This window comes from Thermovirga sp., from assembly GCF_017656375.1.
GTDB lineage: Bacteria > Synergistota > Synergistia > Synergistales > Thermovirgaceae > Thermovirga.
The window spans coordinates 249009-271765 of sequence record NZ_JACDOB010000001.1 but is presented as its reverse complement, the minus strand read 5'-3'; the positions used below and the strand labels follow the sequence as shown (position 1 = coordinate 271765).

Below are 22757 nucleotides of genomic sequence, written 5' to 3'. Positions count from 1 at the left end.
CCCTTTTAGAAGATGTTTGAGTATATTGCCTAGCCCTGTTCAGGGTATGGTTTCAGGGTTCTGAGCGGGGCTAGTCTTTTTTAAAGTGTATTTGACAGTTAATATGCAGCATGTATTTTTCTCCATTCATCTCCTATGAAATATCCCTCATAGTCCTCGTAATCTCTGATGACGTTGCCTTTGTTGTTATTCAGGCTCCTGCGCCAGGGATGATCCATAGGCGGCTTATGCCCCTTTCTTGGCTTTGTTTCGTTTTCTGGGCTTTTTTCCCTTGAGAAACCTTTTTGACTATTGGTATCTGGAAGGGCCTTTAACCCGAAGTAATCATCACCATACATGGCACCAAGGGAACCATTCAAGTGTTTTATTACGTAAACGGTACTTCTAGGCCTTAATGGCTCCATGAAGGCATAATTTAGAGCATCTGCCCTCCAGCCAGTCATGGGGACTGACCTCACACTGTATAAGCATGCTCTCCTTGGGCATGCGGCTTTTCTGGAACGCTTCCTTCTTGATCTTGATGCCTTATGGGTGTGCCTGTGAGGCATTGAGGCATCTTCTCTGTTCCCTTACAGGAAGACAATATTACTGTCCGGTAACATGCATTAGAAGTTTTGTTGACTATTGCGGCGTAGCAATGTATACTACGTTGCTAATGAATCTTTATTCTTATTCTAATTACGTGGGAGGTGTGTGTAAATGGGCCTTACAAAAGGCGAAAAGAAAGCGTTGATTTTTCTGTTTCTTGCAATATTAGGATTTATGCCGCCTGTTACTGTATGGGCAAATCGGGTTGAACCTTATGTGTTAGGCATGCCATTTTTGCTGTTCTGGCAATCATTTATGGTTTTTGTGACTTTCATTCTGATGACCCTTGCCTACAAGACGAAAGAAGGGACTGATAAGAAATGACAATCACACTTACTATTATTTTTGGTTGGCTTATAGTCACTACAATTGTTGGCATAATGGCAGGGCGGAATAGGGTCTTTAGCATGGAAGAATACTTTGTAGCAGGCCGTTCTTTTGGATTGATCCTTTTCTATACGACGGCAGCTGCTGAAATTTATAGTTCTTTTGCCTTTTTAGGCCTTGCCGGTTGGGCTTATAGTCGTGGGATAAGCATAGTTTACGCTCTTGCTTATGGCTCTATAGCTTACAGCATTTATTTCTTCCTTGGTCCTAGAATAAACAGGCTGGGCAAAACCATGAATTATGTAAGTCAGCCCGACTTCCTCGAAGATAGATATGATAGTAAATTTTTGGGTGTTCTCGTGGCTATGGTAGGGGTTATTTTTATCATACCTTATCTTCAGCTGCAGATCATGGGATCGGGCATGATAGTACAACTTGCATCAGGCGGAGCCATTTCTTGGCAAACCGCTGTTGTAATAAGCTTCGTAGCCGCCGTTATTTTTGTATATATTTCAGGCCTTAGAGGTATTGGATGGACTAATTTCCTTCAGGCAATAATAATGCTCTTTGGTATGATAAGCGTAGGATTTCTTGTTTCCAAACACTATTTTGGTGGCGTACAGAGCATGTTTGAGACATTGCATCAACTTAAACCTACCCATTTAACTCTCCCCGATACGGCTGGCAATGGTATTTTCTGGTACACTTCAACTGCGTTATTATCTGGGTTGGGCTTCTGGATGTGGCCCCACATTTTTATGGCAACTTACAGTGCAAAAAGCGAAAAAGTTGTAAGAAGAAATGCAACTATCCTTCCTTTATACCAATTGGCAATGGTCCCCGTTATTATTACGGGCTTCGCAGTAGCAGCTAAGGCTGGACTGGATCCGGCTTTTGGTGCAAAGATAGCTAAACCAGATCAGGCTATGTTTGTCGCCCTATTGGATAGCATGCCAGGATGGGTAGTGGGATTATTGGGTGCCGGCGGGCTTGCAGCGTCTATATCCACATCTTCTGCCCTTATACTAACAGCAGCTAATTTGACAGCTAGGAACATTCTTCAAAAAGGATTTATGCCTCACATGGAGGATATACAAGTTGCCAAAACTGGCCGGTTGCTTGTTCCTGTTTTTACGGCGATCGCAGTTGCATTTGCTTTCTTGGCTCCTTCTATGTTGGTAAGCCTGCTTATAGTAGGGTATTCTGGAATCACTCAATTTTTCCCTGGGATTATATTGGGTATTTTCACCAAAAAACCCACAAAGGCTGGAGTCATTTCTGGAATAATTGTGGGATTGGCAGCATTGTTCTTCTTCCAGTTTGGTGGGGTTAAAACGCCTTTGAACTTGCAGCCTGGCTTTGTGGGGTTAATTTTGAACTTTATAGTGGTGATTGTCGTGAGTTCCTTTACCAAGAGCGTCGATCCTTCCAGACTAGAGCGCTTTGAGAAAGCTCTTTCCATGGAGGAGGCGAACTGATAGAATGCTCGATAAAATTAAAAAACTCGCTGAAGGCCATAAACATCAAATAGCAGAGTGGCGACATGAATTCCATGCGAACCCGGAACTTTCGTTCCAGGAGTTTGAAACCACTAAGCGCATCAAGAAGTATCTCGAACAAATGGGTTTTACTAATGTAAGGGTGGGTACTGGAGGAATAGAGACGGGCGTTGTCGCAGATCTTGATACACAAAAAGATGGACCATGTATAGCCCTACGAGCTGATATTGATGCTCTTCCTATGCAGGAGGTAGGTACCCCACCATACCGTTCGAGGAACGATGGAGTAATGCATGCCTGTGGCCACGATTCTCACATCGCCATGCTCCTTGGAGCTGCTTATGTGCTGAAAACAATGGAATCTGAGCTGCCAGGGAAAGTTAGGTTCATATTCCAGCCTTCAGAAGAATCTCCTCACAAAAGCGGTGCCAGGGCCATGATTCAAGATGGAGTGCTTGATGGAGTGGATGCTATTTCAGGTTTGCACATATGGAGTTCCCTTCCTGCTGGAGTTGTAGGATATAAGGCAGGGCCATTTATGGCTTCAGCTGACGAGTGGGAATGTACAGTTTGGGGTAAAGGTGGTCATGGTGCTGTTCCACACCTGGCGTTTGATCCAATAGTGGCGGCATCTGCTATGGTCGGTGCACTTCAAACTATAGTCAGTAGAGAGATAGATCCTCTTGAGGCTGTCGTTATTACCTGCGCTCACATTGAATCTGGAACGACCTTTAATATTATTCCAGATAAGGCGTTTATGCAGGGAACGGTGCGCACATTCAACCAAGAGGTCAGGGCAACTATTCCGGAAAGAATGGAAAGGATAATAAAGGGTATAAGCGAAGCTATGCGGTGCAAATCGGAATTTACGTACAAACATGTTCTACCTCCAACTGTAAACGATAAAGAGTTTACGGAAAAGGCTGCAGATGTCGCTAGAGCCCTATTAGGAGCTGATAAGGTTAAAGAAGTGGTTCCAACGATGGGAGCAGAGGACATGAGTTTATATCTGGAAAGAGTCCCAGGAACCTTCATGTTCTTGGGAACATACAATGAATCTAAAGGTACAGTTAACCCTCAACACCATCCAGAGTATGATGTAGACGATGATGTGTTGCCTTTCGGTAGCGCTCTATTGGCCTCTATTGCATGGAGTTTCCTTAACAAACAGATGTAAAGTGTTCGTTTAGGGGATTAGAGGAAGGGCAAGCTACTAACGCTTTAGCCCTTCCTTTTGTTTAAAATATTGATTTGCCCTTTCAGTAAATATAGCAAGTGAGCAAGTACCGTCTTTTTGGAATAAAAGAGCATAATAAATGAGTTCCTTATAATTTGGCTCTTTTCCCAGAAATAACCAAAGGCCGTTTTGCGATAGGATTTCTTGGGAAGAAGGGTCGTATTTTTTTATATCGCCTAGAATCTTTTGTATCTCTCCTTCTTTTGTGGCTTTCAATTTAACTTCTATGGACTGTATATAATGAGTATTCAAAGTTTGTAAAATTACTTCTTCTATATTAGGAGGAAAGTTTTTTGTCCTTGTGGCTTTGATGATGGTATTGCTGTTAGTTTTTATAATTTGTTTGTCTTCTATTTTCAGGTTTCTGACTTCTCCAGCGATCTTTATCCCTTTTGTAGTAAGAAAGTCAAAGATACTACTGCTTCCCATAACTTTTACGCTTGTGGGCGAAGCATTATATTTGTAAAGACCTATTACTCCAAGGATTAATGTTATTAGAACCGTAAATATCATTATTTTTCGCATTTACTTCATCCTTTTTTGAGTTTATGTCCCCATAATTATATATTGGATTAGTGTCCCTCAAATTGAAGTAATGCTACAAAAAATTTCAAAAAAACACATGGATATGAAATTTTTAGATATAAGGTTTAAAAAAAATAAGGCAGCGTGATTATTTGTGTTGTATAATGTATCCTTGGGGCGAGGGGGGCATAATTTTGGGAATAGTTGATGCTATATGTGTAGGCACTTCTAAGAATAAACCAAAAAAGTCAGTGCACGAAGCTTTTTTTGCGCCAGGTGGAATAAAAGGTGATTGCCACTTTGGTACAGAGACCAGAGAAATTAGTCTTTTATTGACTGCTGACGTATTGGCTGCTGAGGGCAAAGCGAAAATGAGGTTCCCTCCAGGATCTTTGGCAGAGAATTTAAGGATAAAAGTAGATCGCCCCTTCTTGAAGATAGGATCCAAGTTGATGCTAGGAGAAGATGTCGTATTAAAGGTTGTTGAGCGTGGCAAGAGACCAGATGAGCCCCACACATACAACTACATGGGTTGGTGCCTTTTGCCAGATGTAGGATATTTCTTAAGGGTGATTTCCGGGGGGAAAGTCAAAGTAGGGGATAGGGTTGTAATAGAGGAGCCATAGGGAGAGAGTAGTATGAGCATAGTATAGCTTCCCGGTCTGTATGTTAGTTTTGATTAGAGATTTGAACTTTTGATTGAGGAGGTGAAAAATGTGGTCATATTTGTGTTCTCTGTCATTGTGTATTTGCTTTTGGCTTGGAGTGGTAACGGTATAGACATGGCTGAGGTAATTATAGGAATTGTGTTGGGGGCTATCTTGGCTTTTGCTGCTAAGGTGTGGAACCCAAGAAAATTTTTCAGTTTTTACGGTCTGAATCCAGCAAGGTGGGGTATGTTTATAATTTATCTTTTTGGGCCTTTTCTTTTGGGTATGATAAAAGCTAACTTGGATGTTGCTATGAGAGTTATAACTGGGAAGATAAGGCCCGGCATAGTCCGAATTAATTCAGGGTTGAAGGGCACTTTGGCTACAACTATGCTGGCTAACTCTATAACCTTAACTCCTGGAACCTTGACAGTGGATATTAGCGAAGATCCAGAGGGTGGGAACCTTTTCTACATTCACTGGATCAATGTGACAGACGAGAACCCAGAAGAAGGACTAGTTTATGGTACTTTTGGGAAATGGGCGAGGAGGGTTGCTGAATGACTTTGACGGTCTTTGCATGGGCCGCAGGAATAATAGCCTTATGTGCTTTTTTGATGTCCGGAAGGCTAATAGCTGGGCCGACAGTAGCGGACAGGGTAGTAGCTCTGGACTCTATAAACACCTTGGTTGTGGCCCTTATGATCTTGTTGGCCGTTATATATGACTCAGTGGTTATGGTTGATGTTGCGATAGTTTATGCTGGCCTTTCCTTTGTGGGAACTTTGTTCTTGGCCCGGTACATTGAAGGAGGCGTATGATAATGAATGCGCTAATAATACTTTTCCTCATTGTAGGAACGTTGTTCAACTTTTTGGGTACTGTGGCTCTTTATAGGTTCCCGGACGTGTACACTAGGCTCCATGGAACCACAAAGTGTACTACTTTCGGTTCTATTTTTACTTCGGCGGCAGTGGTGCTTTTTGCCTTACAAAAGTTGGCCAGTAGCGGTGAAGGTAGATTTGGGACTTTGGCGGTGCATGCAGTTATAGCTGTGGCTGCTTTGCTTATTACCAACCCTACTGGGGCACATGCTATAGCTAGAGCTGCGCACAGAAGTGGGATAATGCCGAAGTTTGCCGTGGTGGATAGGCTAGCCGAAGACCAAAAGAAAAAAGGTGGTGTTTCGGCATGAACGGGGTGTTTCATTTCTTTATATTGGCTCTTATAACGGTTTCCGCGTTTTTTGCCATATGGTTCAAAGATTTACTTTCGTCTGTGGTCTCTTTAGCAGTTTTTAGTTTGCTTCTCTCTCTAGAGTTTTATGTTTTGCAGGCTCCCGATGTTGCTATAGCAGAAGCAGGCATAGGAGCTGGGCTAACTACAGCCATATATGTAATAGCATTAAGAGGTTGCAAGGCCCTAAAAAAGAGTGGGGGTGAGCGACGATGAAAAGACAGGTGTTATTCTTAGTTGCCCTCATAATAGTAGTTGGTACCTTGTGGGGGGGCCTAAGTAGAATACACCAGTTTGGAGATCCTGGTGCAGCCCCCATGGATGATTACTATCTCCATAATGCTCAGGCAGAAAGGTCAGCTAACAACATAGTAACGTCGATAGTATTCGATTACAGGGGATTTGATACCCTTGGAGAGGCTGCTGTGCTGTTCACTGCTGTCTGCTCAGTTTTGGTTGTTTTCAGGAAAGGAGGGCATAATTAATGTACTCCTTGTCGGTTATAGTTAGGACGATTTGTGACGTTTTCGCTTGGTTTTTAGCTGTTTTTGGGGTTTACGTTATAATTCATGGGCATTTGACTCCAGGAGGCGGGTTTCAGGGAGGAGCAGTCGTAGCAACTTTGTTCGCTTTCCTGCTAGTTGCCTATGGAGGTAAAAAATTTATTCCCTTTTATAAGTCAAGCCTTTTCTCATGGTTTGAGACAGTGGGGCTTTTGCTTTTTATAGGAACAGGATTGGTAGGATTGGGGACAACGTTTTTCTACAACTTCCTTGCAGGCCAAGGTGGATTATTTGGCTCTACTGTCCCAATAGGACCAAACAGTGGAGTGCTTAACAGTTCAGGAACTATAGCGTTGATGAATATGGCTGTTGGTGTGGAAGTTATAGGTGGGCTATCCTTAATCCTCTACTATATGTTTAAGGGAATAAGGTTATACGAAGAAAGCGGAAGTGAGGAGACTGGCCATGATAGGTAATCTACCTTATCTTGTTGTTGGAATAATTTTCTTGTTGGGGCTATATGCGGTTCTATTCGAAAAGAACCTCATAAAGATAGCAATAGGTGTTTCCCTTATAGAAGCTTCCGCAAATTTGCTGCTTATTGTTCTTGGATATAGGACTGGCGGAAGCATACCTGTGTTTACTTTAGCAGGTAAAGTGGGGAAAATGGTCTTACCAGTGCCACAAGCGTTGACTCTTACAGCGATAGTTATAGGGTTGGCAACTTCTGCGCTTATGCTGTCGCTGATAATGATGCTGTACAAACACTATGGGACGCTTGACGTCCGGGAGATTAGGAGGTTGCGAGGATGAGTTGGCATGTGCATCTCCCGGCTTTAGTGATAGCGGTGCCGCTTTTGGGTGCTTTTATTGCGCCAGTAGCCTCTATGTTGGGCAAAGTGGCAAGGAATTTTTGGCTTGTAGGAGTTTCAGCTTTGACTGCCCTTTTGAGTGTGCTTCTGTGGCAGCAAGTACTGACTTCTGGGACCGCCATCTACGTAATGGGCGCTGAAGCTTTTAACCTCTCATTGCCTTCAGGGATGAGCTTGCCAATAAGAATAATCCTTGAAGTTGATGCTTTTAGTGCATTTATGGCTGTGGTCGGAAGTATAGCCGCTTTTGCAGGAGCGCTTTTTTCCACCAACTATATGGAGCGCTTCTCTGGTTTAGACAAGTTTGCAGCCCTTTATTTCCTGCTTACTACTGGTATGTTGGGCATGGTGCTAACAGGAGACCTGTTTAACTTTTTCGTTTTCCTAGAGATAGCTTCGGTAGCTTCCTTTGGTTTGGTTGCTTTTTGGAGAGATAGGCCAGAGGCGATAGAAGCAAGCTTTAAATACATGGTTGTCTCAACTATCGGTGCTATGATGATCTTGATAGCTATTGCATTCCTATATGGAAGATACAATGCTGTGAGTATGGCTGCTGTTGCCAATGCCCTACGACTTGGTTATGCAGAGAAAATTGCGCTAGTTTTCCTTATAATAGCTCTTGCGATGAAATGCGGAACTGTTCCAATGCACATGTGGACTCCAGATGCTTATACGGAAGCTCCAGCGGGAGTGACGTGCTTGTTGATAGCAGTGAGCCAGGCTTCCCTCTATGGGCTTTTCAGGGTGTGTTTCTCCATTTATGGGGCGAGCCTTGGGAGCGCAGTGGTGCCTTGGACGATAATTATTCTTGGGGTCCTCTCTATGTTTATTGGGGTAAGCATGGCAGTGGTTCAGAAAGAAATAAAGCGCCTTATGGCATATCACTCGGTTTCTCAGATTGGATATATGTTGCTTGGTTTGGGTGTTGGCCTGTTGGCACTTTCAGACCCTCAAGCCATGGCCGATTATGGTTTCACTGCGATGAAAGGTGGTATATACCATCTAATAAACTACACGATGTACAAGGGGTTGCTGTTTTTGACGGCGGGAGCTCTATATTATGCCGCTGGTTCTAGGAATCTCAACGATCTAGGTGGTTTGGCAAGGACTATGCCTTATACTACTTTCATGTTTGTAATTGCAGCAGCTGCCATAGCAGGATTACCGCCGTTTAATGGGTTTGTGTCTAAACTCTTAATATATGAATCAACCTTTGCCGTGTATCCTATTCTTTCAATAATGGCTCTTGTCACTTCGGTCTTAACCTTGGCTTCTTTCGTCAAGGTTTTCCAGACGGCGTTTTTAGGACCTGCAAAGGCCAAATTAGCCCAAGTCAAAGAAGTTCCCCCTGGCATGCTCCTTGGTATGTCTGTACTGACTATAGTGATAATAGGTTTAACCCTTTTCCCAACCTGGTCGTTGTCTAACCTGGTTGAACCTGCGGCCAAGGCGCTTGTAAACCAGGCAGGTTACATCTCGGCCGTAATAGGAGGTGGCCTGTGATGTGGACAAAAGTTTTTAGTGGATTTGGTTATTGGGATGTATATAGTTGGATAATTTTCTTCTTTATTGCCTCAGGACTGGTCCTCTGGATCAGGAGTATGGGCAGAAGCGATTATAAAAAAGGAACAGAGCAGGATGAGATTTTTTATGGTGCTAACGCAGTACCAGAAGATGGAAGCGAAATACAAGTACCCGCAAGTTCCGCGTATTGGGGATTTGTGGAGGCGCTAAAGGGATATTATGAAAAGTTGGCTGAAATGCATAGCGGTTTAACAAATGACTACGTGGGTTATATGGTCGTAGTTGCTGCAGTACTTGTAGTTTTGGTGCTGCTTTAAGGAGGGTGCGTTATGAAACTTGAACGATATCTGGACATTCTCTCCAAGTCGATTTGGGTTTTTCTATGTAACAGCGGATCGTGCAACGGCTGTGACATTGAGATAGTAGCTTCATTGACACCAAGGTACGATATAGAAAGGTTCGGAATGAAACTTGTCGGGACTCCAAGGCATGCTGATGTCTTGTTGGTTACAGGTCCTGTTACTAAATTTATGGCCAGTAAGTTAAAAAGAATTTATGCACAGATGCCTGACCCTAAGGTAGTTATAGCGGTAGGAAACTGTGCTGCATCTGGAGACGTTTTCTACAAATCTTACAACTTGGAAGGTCCCGTGGATAATGTTATTCCTGTAGATGTATATGTTCATGGGTGCCCTCCAAGGCCAGAAGCCATAATTGAGGGTGCCGTTAAGGCAATATTGAAGCTTGAAAAGATGAAAGAAGAGCTAAAGAAGGCAGGTGCGCCTAAATGAGTAAGTGTAAGCCGGAATACGCCAAAGAAAGCAAGAGCCCTGAAGATATAGCAAACTGCCTGAAAGAGGGTTTCAATGATGCATTGGAAAGCTTAGAAATAAGAGAATACAAAGGTGGAGTAAATGACGAAGTTCAGTACAGGGATATGTTTTTAAAGATAAAAAGAGAAAAATTCTTGGAGCTTATAGACACTCTTAGGACTTTTGATTTTTTGCATTTCCAGATTATGTCAGGTAATGATGATGGGGATGTCGTTACCCTTAACTATCACTGTATTTTGTTCCGAAGTAGTGGAAGAGGAAAAAAGATAAGCCTGTGTATTTCCGTAGCTGTTCCGAAAGCAGACCTTAGGATGCCTTCCCTTTGGAGCAGAATACCTGGGGTAGAGTACAGCGAGCGGGAGATGCGGGAGATGCTAGGTATAGACTTTGAGGGGCTTCCAAACAAGGGTCTGGTATTTTTGCCTGAAGATTGGAATGAAGATATTAAACCCTGGCGAAGAGATGAAACCGGGCCATCTCCTGAAGACGTCAGGGAATTATCATAGGGGGTGCCCATATGGCTATAGGAGCAGGAAAAACATACAAGGTGCCTATAGGGCCTGTTCACGTAGGTTTGAAGGAACCTATCACAGCTTGGCTGGATGTTGATGGTGAGCGGATTGTGAATGCAACCATCAGGCCTGGTGCTATACATAGAGGTATTGAATTTATGGCCAGAGAGAGAAACCCTATACAGGTTATATATCTGGCTGAAAGGATATGTGGGATATGTTCCTTTTCTCATATAGTTGCATTTGTGCGGGCCGTGGAGGATGCCGCTAAAATTCCTGTACCGGCAAGAGCTCAATACATCAGAACTATCGTTTTGGAACTGGAGCGTATACACTCTCACATTTTGTGGGCCGGGGTGGCTTGCTATACCTTTGGGTATGATTCGGCCTTCCATCTTGGGATGATCCTTAGAGAGAAAGTAATGGACGTACTTGAAGCTCTTACAGGTAACAGAGTTAACTATGGAACTGGCACTGTAGGTGGTGTGCGTAGGGATATAACACCAAAGGTCGAAAAGGCTTTAAGAGAAATGATTGCTTTTTATAAGAGCGAATTTTCCTTCTTTTATAATGTGGCAGTTGATGATCCCGTTGCTTTGGCTAGGATGAGAAACGTAGGGGTTTTGTCCAAAGAGGATGCTATTTCTCATTGTGCATTAGGACCAACAGCCAGAGGTAGCGGCTTAAGAGTCGATCTTCGGTGGTCTGCCCCTTATGAAGCTTATGCCGACTTAGACGTTAAACCGGTGGTTCCGCAGGATTATACTGGCGAAGCTTATGGGGATGTTTACGACAGATTTTTGGTCAGAGTTCTGGAGGTTTACCAATCTTTGGACATAATTGAAAAATGTCTAGATGGGTTGCCAGAAGGTGACCTTATGTGGGAACCTAAATTACCTAAACTTCTTAATTACCTCAAACAAGCTGATGGTATTGGTATGTGTTCCATTGAGGCACCTAGAGGTGATGATACTCATGCCATTAAACTCACAGGTGGGGAAGAAAACGTTACTTGGTGGAAGGTAAGAGCCCCTACCTATTCTAACGCGGTGTCATGGCCAATTATGTTCAAGGGCAATGATGTTGCTGATGCGCCATTGATTATAAATAGCATTGACCCATGTATCTCTTGCATGGAGAGGATGCTTGTGACTGATGTTCGTAAGGGAAGCAAGCAGGTTGTAACTCGTGCTGAACTCTTGCAGAGCTGCAGGGAAAAGACTAGGAGGTTGATGGGAGCATGATGTTGCTATTTAAAATTTTGGCGGGGTTGGCTCTTCTTGTTTTTGCGTCGCTCCTGTCCCTGTTGTTTGAAGGGGTAGATAGGATTTTTCATGCGCGTATGCAGCTTAGAATTGGGCCCCCTTTATTTCAGCCTTTCTATGATGTGCTGAAACTTCTAGGGAAGGAAAATATAGTTCCAAGGAGGGCCGTGGCTTGGGCTTTTAACGGGGCTCCTTGGGTGGCGGCAGCTACAGCTCTTATGGTCTTTCTTTACGTGCCTATTGGATCACTGCCTCCCATACTTGGAGGAGAAGGAGATCTTATCTTAATAATGTACCTTCTGGGATTTTCAGCTGTAGCGATGGCAGTGGGCGGATTTGCTAGCGGTTCTGTTTACGCCAATATTGGGGCCCAGCGTGAGATGGTTTTAATGATGAGCTATGAACTTCCTTTAGCTACGGTTGTGGTATCCATGGCTTGGTTTGCCTATAGGACGGGGATGCCTGGGGCCCCCTTCAGCTTGGAAACGTATGTAGCTATGCCCATTTGGAGTGTGGCAGGATGGACTGGAATATTTGGCATACTTGCTCTTTTGGTAACCTTGCTCTTTGTTGTTCCAGCTGAAACTGGCAAAGTACCTATGGATATAGCGGAAGCTAAAACGGAGATACTTGATGGTTTGATCTGCGAGTATTCAGGAAGAAACCTGGCCATGTTCAAGATGGCATTTTCTCTGAGGACCCTGGCGATGTGTGCTGTAGTTGTTTCCTTATTCTTCCCATGGTCGTTAGGAAGGATCCTTAATCTTTCAGGAATGGCGTTCTTTGTGGTGGATTTTCTGTTCTTCTGGGTGAAAGTATTCTTGGTCCAGGTGGTGGGTGTTACTGTAATTCGTACGACTTTCGGGCGTCTTAAAATATGGCAGGCTTCTCGCTTATATTGGTATCAGGTTGCAGGTTTGGCCCTGGCGGGAATGGTCTTACTTTCCCTAGATGTTATTCTTTAAGGTGGTGTCACCATGCTGAACAGAATGTTAATTCAGATACTTAGACAATGGACAGAAAAACCGGCAACTAATCCGTTCCCCGCTGCTCACTTGCCGGATAGTTTAACGGAGGCACTGGAAGCTGCGGCAGCAGGAGAAGTAGAGCTTAATCCTCCGGTGCCTGTGCCCGAAAACTTCAGGGGGAAGATCGGGTACGATAGGAATGCATGTATAGGGTGTAAGATGTGCATTAGGGTATGTCCTGCTCATGCTATTTCTTATAATCAGGAAGAAAAGAAAGTTGAGTTCCATATGGACAGATGTTGCTTCTGCGCCCAATGTACTGAGATATGCCCTGTAAAATGCATATGGATGACTGAAGAGTTCGCGTTTGCTTCATACAATAGGAAAGAGCAAGTTGTCGTAGATTCTGGACCGAAGAAGAAACCTTCAGAAAAGGACGAAGGCGATGCCGGTGGAGGAGAAGAACAACAACCTCAGAAGACCGTCTATGAAATAGACAAAGATAAATGCATAGGTTGTACGAAGTGCGCTCGCGTTTGCCCCGTTAAGGCTATAAGCGGCAATTTGAAGGAGCCGCACGTTATTGATGAAAATGTCTGTGTAGGATGCGGTGCATGTGCTGAGGCTTGTCCTGTAAAGGCAATTCATCCTAAATCTAAGTAAGTAATGTAGCTTAATAAATGAGGGGCTCCTTGCTTAGCAAAGGGCCCCTCATTTTATTGTTTTTGCATGTGTTCTTAAGTAATTTAAAGCAGGCCGTAATAGGAGAGCCTTGATTTAGTCTCTTCCCTGCCGAAGAAGGCTATTACCTCAAATATGCCAGGGCTTACTTTACGTCCAGTTAATGCCCATCTTAGTGGCATTGCCACGTCTTTCATTTTTACTCCTTTTTGTGATGCCCAGCTTTTGGCAAACTTTGCCATCTTCATGGCATCCCATTCGTCCGTATTGACAAGTTCCCTGCAGAATTCCTTCAGTATATCTTTTTGGCTTTCTGTAAGGTCTTTCCCATCATATCTTTCCTTAACCACTTCGAAATCCAAAAGGTAATCACTGTATTCTGCAACCTCTTTCAAGGTTTGTCCTCTCCCTCCGAGGAGCTCAAGAGCCTTTGCGAGGTACTCCTTATCATGACGCTCTACATCTAAACCTAGTTCTTTCCAGAAGGGTGTTACTAGCTCCACTCGTTTGTAAGGGTCAAGAAGGTAGATGTGCTCCTGATTTATGTGATTCAATTTTTCCATATCAAAGACCGCAGCCCTCTTTGTTACTCGTTTCAAGTCAAAGAGCTTTATGGCCTCTTCCTTGGTAAATATCTCCCTATCGTCGCCAGGAGACCATCCCAGCAGAGCAAAATAGTTAAACAGTGCTTCTGGTAAGTAGCCCATGTTTCGGTATTCGTATACGCTAGTGGCTCCGTGCCTTTTGGACAGTTTTTTCTTATCTTTTCCTAATATCATAGGCAGATGAGCGAAACGCGGTAACGGCCAATTCAAGCTTTGATACAACAATACCTGTTTAGGTGTGTTGGAGATATGATCTTCGCCCCGAATGACGTAGTTTATCCCCATAGTGTAATCATCCACAACAACTGCAAAGTTATATGTGGGAGAACCATCGCTCTTGATTAGAACTATATCTTTTAGAGTGTCACTTTCCATTTCTATCCTGCCGTATACGATATCATCGAATCCAAGAGTCAACCCTTTGGGGACTTTAAATATTACAGCTGGTCCTTCCCTATAAGCGAGACCTTCTTTTAGAAGTTTTTCGGCATATTCATGGTAAATATCATTTCTCTCTGATTGCCTATAAGGTCCTTTAGGGCCTCCTATGTCAGGGCCTTCATCCCAATCCAGCCCCAACCATTCCATTCCCTTAAGAATGGTTTCCTCGAAAGCTTTTGTAGATCTTTCTCTGTCAGTGTCCTCTATCCTCAACACGAAGACACCATTATTCTTCCTTGCCCAAAGCCAGTTGAAAAGCGCCGTATGAGCGCCGCCAATATGTAGGGCTCCAGTAGGGCTAGGAGCGAACCTGACTCGTACTTTCTCTTCCATGAAACCCACCCTTTCAGATGATTTGACTTTTAAGATTGGCAATTTAACGGTTTTCTCTTAAAAGATAGTATTATATCCTTGTAAATATAGCAAAGGAGTGAGTTTATTGGAAGGAAATGTGGTTTTACTTGTTGATGGTCATGGCCTTGCCTATAGGGCCTTTTACGCTTTGCCGGAGCTAAACACAAAGAGTGGTATCCCTACCAATGCCATTTTGGGTTTTGCCAACATGCTTGTCAGGATCATGGGCGACATTTTGCCAAGGTATGTTGGTGTGGTGTTTGATGCCGCAGCTCCAACCTTTAGACATGAGGTTTTTAAGGAATACAAAGAAGGAAGAAGACCTACTCCTGAGACATTTAAAGAGCAGTTGCCATACATAAAGGACCTTGTAGATTATCTGGGATTGAAGGTGGTAATACAAGAAGGTATAGAAGCTGATGATGTTATAGCTGCTACTGCCTTGCATGCCTCAAGGGCTGGCTACAATGTCATTATCCTTACAGCAGATAAAGATATTTTTCAGGTACTTGAAGAAGGTGTAAAAATTATAAGACCGCACAAAGGGGTGAGTACTTTTAAAGAATACGACAAGAGTGTGTTTTTAGAGGAGTATGGCTTTCCCCCAAGTTCTTTCCCGGATTATCTTGCTCTGGTCGGAGATAAGGTAGACAACATCGCAGGTGTTAAAGGAGTTGGAGACAAGACAGCTAGGTATCTTTTGAAGGAGTATAAAAATTTAGAGGGCATATATGGCTCAATAGATAAGATCAAAAGCTCAATAAGCAAAAAACTCTTAGAATATAAGGAACAGGCTTTTGCGTCCAGAGAATTGGTTAGATTAAGGCTCGATAATCCGTTGAAAATAGAGGAAATTGAAGTTCAAAAACCAAAGCCCGAACTCATTGAATTACTTGATAAGCTCGAGATGGAAAAATTAGCAGAGAGGCTTGTGCGAAGTAAGCTCATAGGAGAAAGTATGGAGCCTCCAATTAAAGAATCTGAAAGCCAAAAGACTAGGCATGCTTTAGTTAGTGCCTCTTTGAAGGATGTATTGAAAGGGAAGGTTCTTGGCCTTTATTGGGAAGGAGAAGGAATCTACCCTCAGAAATTCAAAGTAAAAAAAGCCTATATGTGTTCTGAATTGGGAGAGGTTTGGCAAGGCGGTAGTGAGGATTTTGCTGAGGTTGTTGAGCTTCTTCAAAAAGAAGGGCAGGATAAGACTATAGTTTTGTGGGGATACAAGGAACTTTGTTGCGCTTTAAGCAGAATGAGGGAGATAGATGATAATGTTTGGGACGCAAAAATAGCCTCATATCTTTTGCATCCTGATAAGTTTCCGGTAATTGTTGACGATAAATTGCAGCCTGAAGAAAACGCTATGCGGCTTTTGGATTTTTATAAAGAGGCATCACCATTTATTGAATCTCTTGGACTGAAGAAGGTTTTTAGAAACATAGAGATTCCTTTAGCTCCTGTCTTAGCGCATATGGAAAAAAGAGGCATAAAAGTTGAGCTATCCATACTGGAGAAACTGCAAAACGAGCTGGCTCATAGATTAAGGAAAATAAATGATGAGATTGAGGGAATAGCCCATACCCCAGTGAATCTCAATTCACCGAAACAGATGAGCTGGTTGCTTTTCGAACATTTGAAGTATCCACCTGTCAAAAAGACTAAGACAGGGTATTCTACAGATAGCGAAGTTTTGGAAACTCTTGCATCTATAAAGCCTCTGGATAATAGGGTTCCTCTTTTGGCTCTAGAGTATAGAGAGTTGACTAAACTGCTTAGCGGATTTATCCAACCTTTAATCAGAAGTATTGATAATGAGACAGGCAGCGTGCATACAACTTTGGAGCAGACATCAACTGGTACTGGACGGTTGAGTAGCCGAGATCCTAATTTGCAAAATTTACCCATGTATGGCAAATGGGCTGAGGCTTTTAGGAAATCACTGGTTCCTCATTTAACTAGAGGAGTTTTCGTTGCCGGGGATTATTCCCAAATAGAGTTAAGGGTTTTAGCCCATTTGTCAAAGGAAGAGAAGTTGATTGAGGCTTTTGAAAAAGGAAAGGACATACATAGCGAAACAGCTCGGTGGATATTTGGAGAGAACAGTAACGTTCCTTCCGATGAGCAGAGGCGTTTGGCGAAGATGGTAAATTTTGGCTTGTTGTATGGCATGGGGGAGTATGGGCTTGCAAAGAGATTAGGGGTTAGCAGAAAGGAAGCATCTGAACTTATAAAAAGGTACTTTGATTCTTTCCCCAACGTAAAGGGATATTTAGAAGAAAGTGCTGCTAAGGCAAAAGATGAGGGAATGACGAGAACTCTTTTCGGAAGGATAAGGCCTTTGAAAGAAGTGGGAACAATTGGCGGAAGAGGGGGTAACGCTCTGGAGAGAGTTGCCATAAATACTCCTATCCAAGGTACTGCTGCTGATATTGCAAAATTGGCCATGATTAGGCTTGATAAGGCTCTTAGGGACTATGGAAAAGATGTATTTTTGGTTCTTCAAATACACGATTCCCTTGTGTGTGAATGCAAGGAAGACTCACTGGTCGATGTTATAGAAATCCTTAAAGAGTGTATGGAGGGGGTTGTGACTCTTGATGTGCCCCTCAAGGTAGAGACAAAGACGGGGAGGTCTTTTGCCGAAATATAATACAAAATGTGCACTTAAGCTATGTGAGCTTGCGGAAAACGAGTTAGAAAAGAATAAACTCTTTGACAGCTAAGGATTATCTACTTATCATTAGATTCGCTGCCCAAAAAGGCCGGCGCGATAGAGAAGAAGGAGGACGATTGATAGTGGTAATGCGCTCACTGAGAACGAAAACTAAAAGCATAATGTTGGTTGTTGTGATAGTGTTTGTTTTATCTTTGGTGACTATGTACATTGCGAGAGGAACTAGAGGAGGCAGGCCCTCTGCAGAAGGAGATTATGTAGTGGCAAAAGTCAATGGCGAGAAGGTTATGCGCTCCCAAATAGATAAGGCAATAAGGAATATGGCAGAGAGTATGAATGTAGAGGAGCTTGATCCAAAACATATAGCTGGAATGAGAAAGAGCGTGCTTAACAATATAGCCATATATCAAGAATTGCAAAAGGAAGTTAAGGCGAAAAACATTACAGTTGACGAACAAGAAATTAATGAGGCTGTGAAACGTATAGAGAAAGGTTTCACGACTAAAGAAGCATTTATGGCTTACATGCAAAATAACAACATCAAAATGGAAGACTTAAAGAAGGAGCTTCGCGAAAGATTAGCTCAACAAAAATTGATTACAGAGTCAACTTCTAATGTGGAAATATCTGAAGAAGAAGTCAAAGATTTCTATGAAAAGACCAAGGATTACTTTTTCAAAAAGCCAGAAGGATACGAGGTTATATATGCAAGGTTTAAAGATGAGGATGCGGCTAGAAAATTTAGAGAGTTGTTGTCGGATAAGATTAGTTGGGATAACGCACTATCTGAAGTTAAAAACAGTCTGACAAATTCCACTGAAGCAGAAAAACCTGTGTTTGTATCTTCCAGTGATTTTGCTGGAAGCCTTAAAGCCTTTGCGGATTTGGAGTTGGGTGAGATTGGCGGTCCTCAGAAGATTGGAGAGAATGATTACCTTGTGCTCATAAAGAAAAAGAAGGAACCCGCCAGAGTGCTTTCGTATGATGAAGTAAAAGATGATGTTGTAGGTATTTTGAAGAATGAAAAGAGGCAGCAAGCGGAACAAGAGTATCTTGCTAATCTTTTGAGCAGAGCTGATATACAGATAGTGGATGAACAATATTTTACGCCTCCAGCAGAGGTTTCTTCAGATGATGCTCAACCTTCTGGTGATAACATCGAAGGAAACACAGAGGAAAAAACTTCGACTGATTCTTGACATAGTAGCCTACGATGCATAGAATAGAGCGCGCATGATATTCGGTCTCGGTGGGGTGGCCGAGAGGCTGAAGGCACTCGCCTGCTAAGCGAGTAGGGGGGCTGAAACCTCCCTCCAGGGTTCGAATCCCTGTCCCACCGCCATTTTAAGCAAGCAAACGCGCCGGTAGCTCAACTGGATAGAGCATCGGACTACGGATCCGAAGGTTACGGGTTCGAATCCTGTCCGGCGCGCCATTTTGATAAGTAAAGGGGATAAAGCTTAGGTTTTATCCCCTTGCTTTTTATGAATTGTTGCGGGCTAGGGCTTTTATGTACTGTAGTTGTTCAGGAGTCATGATCTTCGATATGTAAGTGCAAAATACGGTGTTATTGTGTAAGAGAGGCTCTTCTTTTATTCCTGGTGCTATTTGTGCTGCTTTTTCGAACAAAGGAGTATAGGGTATAGGTGAAAACTGGGCTGTTTTGACTTTTACCCCTAGAGAATGGGCAAAAGCTATCGTCTTTTCTATGTCTTTTATCGTTTGCCCGGGAATACCAATAAGTATATAAGTTTCTAGGTCTTCGTTTTTAAAGCCGGCTGATAAAAGGTTTTCTATCGCATGTGCAAAAGATATCTCATCTGCTTTAGCAGAATCTGCTTGTCGTAAAGCTTCATCTATACCTTCCAAGCTGAGCCTTATGGTTTTGAACCCGGTTCTTTTTAAGTGCTGGGCACAAGTTTTATCTATAAGTCGTACATGAAGTCCATTGGGTGTGTGATATCTCAAAGAAGGTAATGTTTCCTTTAATCTGTTGCATAAAGGGTAGAAGTGTTTTTCCTTACCCACCAATAGGGCATCATCGTAGAATGCCACATCTTCTATGTTCCCTAGGCTTTGTTGCCATTGAATCTCTGATATTATATTCTCTATGTTCCTTTTTGAATGTTTTGGCCAAAGTATTGACGAGGCACAATATTTACACCTTAATGGACACCCTAAAGAAGTAAGGGTAACAGCATAACCTGGGTTTTTATACAGATCCATTGCTGGTTTTTCGAACTTCAGGGGTAAGGGAGTAGTTTGAACCATATCTGCGCCTGAAAGTTCTGCATGATCAGGACACAAGCGAGGATATATGCCTCCAAGCATTACTGGCGTTTTGGGAAAAACTTTCTTTATTAGATTTATAGCCCATGTTACTCCAGGGTACCAATAGGTCATTATTGAGGTGACCAGAATGATATCTGGCTTTTGTATTCCCACAAGCCTTTTTACAAAGCTATCTTCATCTAACCCAAAGTGATAATACTTCCTGGGTATAGAAGCGTAGGGTGCGGGTTTTGTTATTTGAGTTCTCTTAGGAATTTGTCTTCCGAATCCTTTAGGTTTATCTGGGGCTTCAAAGATACAGTCTATGAGTTCAACATTATTTCCTAGTGCCCTTAGTTCGTCTAAAAGGTATAAAAGACCCAATGGTTTTGCCCACAGGTCGAAGAAAGCAAAATCCCTTACAGGAGGATTGATCCCTAGAATGTTTTTACCCTTTAAGTTGAAGAGAAAATCTGAGTAATTTGGCATAGGGGAAATATAACATAAACCGCAAAACTTGTCTTTTCGTGAAGAGTATAGATTTGCATTTATGCAAGCTTCACTATTTGTTCTCTTTAGATCGAATAGTTAAGGCCAAAAACAAGCAGAAAGCATCTTTGAAATTTCGGGGATCCAATTGGGATGCCCTTTTTATTTTGTCCAATCTGTAGTTTAGAGTGTTTCTATGAATATTGAGATTTTTGGAAACTTCGCTAGGGTTGAACGGGTTTTCTAACCAGGCCAGAAAAGTTCTTTTGATTTCATCCCAATCGTTCAACTGCTCCAGTTTGCTTAAAGTCTGAGTGGCGAATGTCTTTGCTTCGTTCTTATTTACAGTTGTCAAAAGCTCCTCCACTCTATAGCTTCCAATGGAATATATTCCAAGGGCTTTCCCAGAAGCTATATCTATTGCTTTCCAAGAGCTTCTATAGGATTCATGAAGGGATTCTATTCCTTTTGCAGGGTTACCTATTCCCATATAAATTTCATATGAGTACCTTTCGAAATTGTTTTGGAGGGTTTTATAGGCGGTAAAGAATTTTTTCTTTAGTTTTTCAGGATTTTCAGCTATTTCAGGAGAAAGAGCTTTTATTACTGCAAATCGCATTTCTCCTATGTGTGCCACTATGTCCTGAGGGTCGCTGAAAACATTTCTCAAGATCGGCAGTATTGTGTTCCTGATGGTATTGAAGGCGATTATTTCCCCTTGCTTTTCCGTATTGATTAACTCTATCGCCAAGCATATTCTGAGTTTATTAAGATTGTAACCAAGTTCTTTTCCCCTAACTAGAATTACCGAGGAATCATCTTCCGTAGGTCTAAAGGAGGCCAAGATAGATACTAAATCACTTAAAGCTCTTTCTCTTGCAAGGCTAGATTCTGTAATAACCTGTTCATGAAGAAAAATTTCAGCATGTTTTTGGACTAGATGACCATATTTAGCTACTTCTTTGTGATTGCCAGCTATAGCTATAGAGCCTACGACCTCGCCTCCCAATGATATGGGCAATGTAACTCCAGGCTTGACCCCAATCCATTTCATAGCTTGCTTTTCGTCTGTGAAAATTTCTTTCTTAAGATTCATTGAATCTATCGAAGGTTGATGAATTGTCCCTATTCTGCTGGGATTGCTTGATCCTATAATTACCGCCTTTTGGTCAGTAATTATTACTTCGTAACCTATGATTTCCCATGTGGTGTCGCATATGACCTGTGCGAACCTCTCTAGCACCTGAATCTCCTTCTTTCATTTTTGGGTGATTTTATTATATGTTCAATTGCACAAAAATAAAATATAATAAGCCTATTTTTAGTTCAGGATTACAACAACAAACAATCTCTTTGATTATATACTTTGTAAAAAGCCTACAAAGTTTAGAAGGGGGATATCAATGTGAGGCTGGAGTTGAGAGAGGTTTTGATTGCAAATGTGAAGTGGGGTGAAAGGACAGAGGTCTGTGATGGGGTTTTGTTTGTAAACAGGAATGAAGCCATCAGTTATGTCTCCGATGATCCTCGTTTCGAATATGTAGATTTAGATTTGGCTCGGCCTGGGGAAAGTGTCAGGATAATTCCAGTTAAAGATGTAGTAGAGCCTCGTTGTAAATTGGAGGGTAGAGGGGAAGTTTTTCCTGGATTTATAGGAGGTATGGAGACAGTAGGTGAAGGAGCTACACTGGTCCTTAAGGGAGCTGCGGTAGTGACATGTGGCCCAATAGTTGCTTTCCAGGAAGGCTTGATAGACATGTCAGGGCCAGGAGCTGAATACAACCCCTTTTCTCGTACAAGCAATGTAGTTTTGGTTGTAAAACCTAAAGATGGGCTGGAGAAACATGAATATGAGGAAGCTTTAAGGATTGCAGGATTGAAGTTAGCTTACTATCTGGCCGATAAATGTAGAGATGCTAAGCCTGATAGAACGAAAGTTTACGAAAAGGGCAGCCTAGACGAAGAGAACGCCAAGTATCCACACCTTCCGAAGATAGTTTATTTTTGTATGTCCATAACACAGGGCTTGCTGCATGACACGTATCTTTACGGTGCGGATATGAAACATATTGTACCTACTTTGATACACCCAAATGAGAAATTCGATGGAGCCATGGTCTCTGGAAATTGTGTGTCCGCATGTGATAAGAACACTACATATCATCACCAGAATGATCCAATAGTGGAAGAGCTTTATAGAAGGCACGGTAAGGAACTAAACTTCCTTGGCGTGATTCCTACTCTTGAAGATACCAGATTGTCTGGAAAAGAACGTGCGGCGTGGTTTAATGCTAAGCTGGCAAAATTGCTAGGTGCAGATGGGGCCGTTATATCTGAAGAAGGCTACGGTAACCCTGATACAGATTTGTGCATGAATGCGAAAATATGTGAGAAGTCGGGCATAAAAACAGTGATTATCTCTGATGAGGCAGCAGGGGTTGATGGAAAGAGTCAAGGCTTGGCAGATGCGACCCCTGAAATGGATGCTTTTGTATCCACTGGCAATGTGAATGAAATGGTGGAGCTTCCACCGATGAATAAGGTTATAGGTTATCCAGAGGCGATAGCAAACCTTTCTGGTGGTGCTGAAGAAAGTCTCAGAGAAGATGGATCGATGTTTGTGGAGCTGCAGGCAATTATAGGCTCAACTAGTGAATTGGGGTTTGGCCGCATAGGGGCCCGTTGGGTATAAGGGGAGGTGGATGT

The 22757-nt window shown here is 42.6% G+C and carries 26 protein-coding genes and 2 tRNA genes; 23 read left to right on the top strand and 5 right to left on the bottom strand.

The window, feature by feature from the left end; translation table 11 throughout:
- Positions 1–98 precede the first annotated feature (98 nt).
- A complete protein-coding gene (locus H0Z23_RS01460) occupies positions 99–443 on the bottom strand; it encodes a hypothetical protein (RefSeq protein ID WP_296867061.1) in 345 nt (114 codons plus the stop codon).
- 256 nt (positions 444–699) lie between these two features.
- On the opposite strand from H0Z23_RS01460, the gene H0Z23_RS01455 reads away from it, so the two are divergent.
- Genes H0Z23_RS01455 through H0Z23_RS01445 form a run of 3 tightly spaced genes read left to right on the top strand, consistent with a single transcriptional unit; the run spans position 700 to position 3591 of the window.
- Positions 700–912: a DUF3311 domain-containing protein gene (locus H0Z23_RS01455; protein ID WP_296867059.1), complete on the top strand. Its 213-nt coding sequence runs from the start codon at positions 700–702 to the stop codon at positions 910–912.
- On the top strand, positions 909–2393 hold the full coding sequence (locus H0Z23_RS01450; protein ID WP_296867058.1) for a sodium:solute symporter: 1485 nt from the start codon (positions 909–911) through the stop codon (positions 2391–2393). Before H0Z23_RS01455 ends, H0Z23_RS01450 begins: the two co-directional genes overlap by 4 nt.
- A 4-nt stretch (positions 2394–2397) precedes the next feature.
- Positions 2398–3591 carry a M20 family metallopeptidase gene (locus H0Z23_RS01445; protein WP_296867055.1) on the top strand — a complete coding sequence of 398 codons (1194 nt, stop codon included), beginning with the start codon at positions 2398–2400 and terminating at the stop codon, positions 3589–3591.
- Positions 3592–3627: 36 nt separating this feature from the next.
- On the opposite strand, the gene H0Z23_RS01440 is transcribed toward H0Z23_RS01445, so the two are convergent.
- Positions 3628–4176 carry a hypothetical protein gene (locus H0Z23_RS01440; RefSeq protein WP_296867054.1) on the bottom strand — a complete coding sequence of 183 codons (549 nt, stop codon included), beginning with the start codon at positions 4174–4176 and terminating at the stop codon, positions 3628–3630.
- 194 nt (positions 4177–4370) lie between these two features.
- Between H0Z23_RS01440 and H0Z23_RS01435 the strand changes: the two genes are divergently transcribed.
- The 15 genes from H0Z23_RS01435 (at position 4371) to H0Z23_RS01365 (ending at position 13202) form a co-directional block, all read left to right on the top strand.
- Entirely contained in the window at positions 4371–4802 is a 432-nt protein-coding gene (locus H0Z23_RS01435; protein WP_296867052.1) for an MOSC domain-containing protein, read from the top strand.
- Positions 4803–4892: 90 nt separating this feature from the next.
- Positions 4893–5390: a Na+/H+ antiporter subunit E gene (locus H0Z23_RS01430; protein ID WP_296867051.1), complete on the top strand. Its 498-nt coding sequence runs from the start codon at positions 4893–4895 to the stop codon at positions 5388–5390.
- On the top strand, positions 5387–5647 hold the full coding sequence (locus tag H0Z23_RS01425; protein ID WP_296867049.1) for a monovalent cation/H+ antiporter complex subunit F: 261 nt from the start codon (positions 5387–5389) through the stop codon (positions 5645–5647). The genes H0Z23_RS01430 and H0Z23_RS01425 overlap by 4 nt, the downstream gene beginning before the upstream one ends.
- A 2-nt stretch (positions 5648–5649) precedes the next feature.
- On the top strand, positions 5650–6021 hold the full coding sequence (gene mnhG, locus H0Z23_RS01420; RefSeq protein ID WP_296867046.1) for a monovalent cation/H(+) antiporter subunit G: 372 nt from the start codon (positions 5650–5652) through the stop codon (positions 6019–6021).
- A complete protein-coding gene (locus H0Z23_RS01415) occupies positions 6018–6278 on the top strand; it encodes a DUF4040 domain-containing protein (RefSeq protein WP_296867044.1) in 261 nt (86 codons plus the stop codon). The genes mnhG and H0Z23_RS01415 overlap by 4 nt, the downstream gene beginning before the upstream one ends.
- Entirely contained in the window at positions 6275–6547 is a 273-nt protein-coding gene (gene mbhE, locus H0Z23_RS01410; RefSeq protein WP_296867042.1) for a hydrogen gas-evolving membrane-bound hydrogenase subunit E, read from the top strand. The genes H0Z23_RS01415 and mbhE overlap by 4 nt, the downstream gene beginning before the upstream one ends.
- On the top strand, positions 6547–7041 hold the full coding sequence (locus tag H0Z23_RS01405) for an MnhB domain-containing protein (RefSeq protein ID WP_296867040.1): 495 nt from the start codon (positions 6547–6549) through the stop codon (positions 7039–7041). Before mbhE ends, H0Z23_RS01405 begins: the two co-directional genes overlap by 1 nt.
- A complete protein-coding gene (locus H0Z23_RS01400; RefSeq protein WP_296867038.1) occupies positions 7031–7378 on the top strand; it encodes an NADH-quinone oxidoreductase subunit K in 348 nt (115 codons plus the stop codon). Before H0Z23_RS01405 ends, H0Z23_RS01400 begins: the two co-directional genes overlap by 11 nt.
- A complete protein-coding gene (locus H0Z23_RS01395) occupies positions 7375–8940 on the top strand; it encodes a proton-conducting transporter membrane subunit (protein WP_296867036.1) in 1566 nt (521 codons plus the stop codon). Before H0Z23_RS01400 ends, H0Z23_RS01395 begins: the two co-directional genes overlap by 4 nt.
- Positions 8940–9278, top strand: a complete 339-nt coding sequence (locus H0Z23_RS01390; RefSeq protein ID WP_296867034.1) for a hydrogenase — start codon at positions 8940–8942, stop codon at positions 9276–9278. The genes H0Z23_RS01395 and H0Z23_RS01390 overlap by 1 nt, the downstream gene beginning before the upstream one ends.
- A gap of 12 nt (positions 9279–9290) precedes the next feature.
- Complete coding sequence (locus tag H0Z23_RS01385) at positions 9291–9752, top strand: NADH-quinone oxidoreductase subunit B family protein (RefSeq protein ID WP_296867032.1); 462 nt, start codon at positions 9291–9293, stop codon at positions 9750–9752.
- Positions 9749–10300 carry an NADH-quinone oxidoreductase subunit C gene (locus tag H0Z23_RS01380; RefSeq protein WP_296867030.1) on the top strand — a complete coding sequence of 184 codons (552 nt, stop codon included), beginning with the start codon at positions 9749–9751 and terminating at the stop codon, positions 10298–10300. Before H0Z23_RS01385 ends, H0Z23_RS01380 begins: the two co-directional genes overlap by 4 nt.
- A gap of 11 nt (positions 10301–10311) precedes the next feature.
- Positions 10312–11550 carry a nickel-dependent hydrogenase large subunit gene (locus H0Z23_RS01375; protein WP_296867028.1) on the top strand — a complete coding sequence of 413 codons (1239 nt, stop codon included), beginning with the start codon at positions 10312–10314 and terminating at the stop codon, positions 11548–11550.
- The gene (locus H0Z23_RS01370; RefSeq protein WP_296867026.1) at positions 11547–12536 is read left to right on the top strand and encodes a respiratory chain complex I subunit 1 family protein; all 990 of its coding nucleotides are present in this window, start codon (positions 11547–11549) and stop codon (positions 12534–12536) included. The genes H0Z23_RS01375 and H0Z23_RS01370 overlap by 4 nt, the downstream gene beginning before the upstream one ends.
- A 12-nt stretch (positions 12537–12548) precedes the next feature.
- Positions 12549–13202 carry a 4Fe-4S binding protein gene (locus H0Z23_RS01365; RefSeq protein ID WP_296867024.1) on the top strand — a complete coding sequence of 218 codons (654 nt, stop codon included), beginning with the start codon at positions 12549–12551 and terminating at the stop codon, positions 13200–13202.
- A gap of 83 nt (positions 13203–13285) precedes the next feature.
- Here the strand turns inward: H0Z23_RS01365 and gltX are convergent, their stop codons facing one another.
- Positions 13286–14599 (bottom strand): glutamate--tRNA ligase, encoded by a 1314-nt coding sequence (gene gltX / locus H0Z23_RS01360; protein ID WP_296867022.1) that lies wholly within the window; start codon positions 14597–14599, stop codon positions 13286–13288.
- Between the two features lie 106 nt (positions 14600–14705).
- Between gltX and H0Z23_RS01355 the strand changes: the two genes are divergently transcribed.
- The 4 genes from H0Z23_RS01355 (at position 14706) to H0Z23_RS01340 (ending at position 18726) form a co-directional block, all read left to right on the top strand.
- Complete coding sequence (locus tag H0Z23_RS01355) at positions 14706–17267, top strand: DNA polymerase (RefSeq protein ID WP_296867021.1); 2562 nt, start codon at positions 14706–14708, stop codon at positions 17265–17267.
- A 146-nt stretch (positions 17268–17413) separates the two neighbouring features.
- Positions 17414–18490 carry a peptidylprolyl isomerase gene (locus H0Z23_RS01350; RefSeq protein ID WP_296867075.1) on the top strand — a complete coding sequence of 359 codons (1077 nt, stop codon included), beginning with the start codon at positions 17414–17416 and terminating at the stop codon, positions 18488–18490.
- Between the two features lie 49 nt (positions 18491–18539).
- Positions 18540–18633 (top strand) — tRNA-Ser (locus tag H0Z23_RS01345).
- A 16-nt stretch (positions 18634–18649) separates the two neighbouring features.
- Positions 18650–18726, top strand: a tRNA-Arg gene (locus tag H0Z23_RS01340).
- A 47-nt stretch (positions 18727–18773) separates the two neighbouring features.
- Here H0Z23_RS01340 and H0Z23_RS01335 read toward each other — a convergent pair.
- Together H0Z23_RS01335 and H0Z23_RS01330 are read right to left on the bottom strand one after the other, a co-directional pair.
- Complete coding sequence (locus H0Z23_RS01335; protein ID WP_296867019.1) at positions 18774–20051, bottom strand: radical SAM protein; 1278 nt, start codon at positions 20049–20051, stop codon at positions 18774–18776.
- Positions 20052–20124: 73 nt separating this feature from the next.
- Positions 20125–21294, bottom strand: a complete 1170-nt coding sequence (locus tag H0Z23_RS01330) for a sugar diacid recognition domain-containing protein (RefSeq protein ID WP_296867017.1) — start codon at positions 21292–21294, stop codon at positions 20125–20127.
- Positions 21295–21456: 162 nt separating this feature from the next.
- Between H0Z23_RS01330 and H0Z23_RS01325 the strand changes: the two genes are divergently transcribed.
- Positions 21457–22743: a glycine/sarcosine/betaine reductase component B subunit gene (locus tag H0Z23_RS01325; RefSeq protein ID WP_296867016.1), complete on the top strand. Its 1287-nt coding sequence runs from the start codon at positions 21457–21459 to the stop codon at positions 22741–22743.
- Positions 22744–22757 lie beyond the last annotated feature (14 nt).